At 46.9% G+C, this 2004-nt stretch carries 4 protein-coding genes and 1 pseudogene; all 5 read left to right on the top strand.

The genetic code is table 11. The features are described 5' to 3' along the window. A pseudogene (locus tag I6E11_RS14495) lies at window positions 1–206 on the top strand (hypothetical protein); the annotation flags it as partial. A gap of 33 nt (window positions 207–239) precedes the next feature. Next, window positions 240–533: a DUF4120 family protein gene (locus tag I6E11_RS14490; RefSeq protein WP_004326290.1), complete on the top strand. Its 294-nt coding sequence runs from the start codon at window positions 240–242 to the stop codon at window positions 531–533. Continuing rightward, on the top strand, window positions 515–814 hold the full coding sequence (locus I6E11_RS14485) for a hypothetical protein (RefSeq protein ID WP_154577308.1): 300 nt from the start codon (window positions 515–517) through the stop codon (window positions 812–814). Before I6E11_RS14490 ends, I6E11_RS14485 begins: the two co-directional genes overlap by 19 nt. An 18-nt stretch (window positions 815–832) precedes the next feature. Further along, window positions 833–1771 carry a hypothetical protein gene (locus I6E11_RS14480; RefSeq protein ID WP_007560843.1) on the top strand — a complete coding sequence of 313 codons (939 nt, stop codon included), beginning with the start codon at window positions 833–835 and terminating at the stop codon, window positions 1769–1771. Then, the coding region (locus tag I6E11_RS14475; protein ID WP_235338815.1) for a hypothetical protein at window positions 1768–2004 on the top strand (237 nt) is incomplete at its 3' end. The genes I6E11_RS14480 and I6E11_RS14475, both read left to right, overlap by 4 nt.

Below are 2004 nucleotides of genomic sequence, written 5' to 3'. Positions count from 1 at the left end.
CGGGCATGATACCTTTTACCGGATCTGTCCGAAAAAGCCGGATGGCTGAATACAAGAAACAGGAAGCCGCTTATGAGCAGACATTCCGAGACGGGAAATGCACCTTCGGTGACATGAACTACAAACGTCACCGTGACGTGCGGTATTCGAATGAATATCCTGCCGGATGCAGGTGCCCTCATTGCGGTACTTTCTGGATTGACTGAAAAAACATTTACCAACCAATAAATTCAAACGATATGAAAATCTGCTGTTCACAAGAGCATTACGACAAGGTCGTACAGTATGCAAAATCAATCAATGACAAGACACTGGAAAACTGTCTTGAACGTCTAAAACAATGGGAGAAGAACGAGAACCGTCCATGCGAAATCGAACTCTATTACGACCATGCGCCGTATTCGTTCGGATTCTGCGAACGTTATCCGGACGGAAATACAGGCATTGTCGGAGGACTGCTGTATCATGGAAATCCGGACGAGTCCTTTGCCGTCACCATGGAACGTTTCCACGGATGGAGCATACATACCTGACATATATGCGACAGTCTGTATTGGGGAGCCTCATGCAATATGGGGTTCCCTTTTTTTATGCCGCAGACATGATGACAGCATCCTCATTTCTTGCTGCAAAAATAGCTGTTTGCCGCGCAACTCCCGCAAGGCGGCCCTGCCGGGCTGGTTGTCTGGAAAAAAATCATCCTCGCTTCGCTCCGGTATTTTTTTCCGCCAAGCCTTGCAGGGATGCGGGCAAACAGACAACAGGGACAACAAGAAATAAGAATGCCTGTACCTTACAGGCAGACAATGTATAACAATAAATATCAGAAGTCATGATTACAGACCAGAAGACACAGAACAGGCTTCACGCGGATACCGGAACAGAACTGTTCTCCATCAGACAAAGGAAGGAAGCCGTCACAAGGATGCTGGACATTCTGAAAGAAACTCCGGAATACCTGCAGGTTATGAACCATATACCGGCTTATGCCATGGATGACGATACGTCAGAATGGTGGAATTCGGAAGAATCGGAAAATTTCACGAACTCACTCCTGGAAGTGATGGAAAGCTATACTCCGGACGGATACAGGTTCGGACCGAAATCCGGCACGACTGACCTTTACGGCTACTGGGAAAGCAAGACCGGACGGACAACCCTCTTCCATCTGCTTTTCAGTCTGGAAAGCGGATATGAATGGGGAAAAGGTCTTTCCCATGAGAAAACGGACGCATTCTACAAGGAAATAAAAGAGAAATTTCATGGAGAGGGATTCGACACGGACATAACCGGCTGTACATCACAGGCCATGTATCTTGTAAAAGGAAAGACACGCCTGTACGTGCATCCGATGGAAATAAGCGGCTACTGTGAAATACTGCATATTCCACAGATTACAGCCATACTGAAAAAAGGAGGCCGTACATTCCGTCTTGTAAAGGATACGATAGCGGAAGAGGTGTATTCCTTCACCGATGAAGAAGAAATGGAATATTACCGTGCCAGATACGGAATGTGCATCCACAGGAATATACTGGATGCCTTCAGCAACCGCCGGGCAGGGAAAGAGGACATACTTTCCATGATGGCATCACGGATAAATGTGGCGACGACATCACATCTGCACGGTGTCGGATATGATTCGCCTGCATACAGGTTTGTGCATGAGGCATACGACAGACTGGTAAACAACGGAAAGCTGAAGGAGAATGTCCGGGAAATCGGTTGCTGCAACATCATAATGGCCATTTCAAATACCAACGCAATATGAGACTGAATTACAATGACATACTGCTTCTGGCAATATGGGAATACAACAGAAGACAGGACGAGGATCTGACCCTGGAACTGTTTCAGGAAACATTCGGACAGGTTCCCGGCGCACATTTCCATGACAAATGGGTGCATTATTACAACAAGAACCTGCTGATGATGGCCGCCTATTTCAGGGGTGAGGAAGAAAACGGCCAGAAATTCTGTGATATGATCACCCGACAGGTTGAA

It is taken from the genome of Bacteroides caecigallinarum (genome assembly GCF_021531075.1).
Lineage (GTDB): Bacteria > Bacteroidota > Bacteroidia > Bacteroidales > Bacteroidaceae > Phocaeicola > Phocaeicola caecigallinarum_B.
Note: the sequence above shows the minus strand (reverse complement) of the source record. Positions and strands in the feature narration are given on the sequence as shown.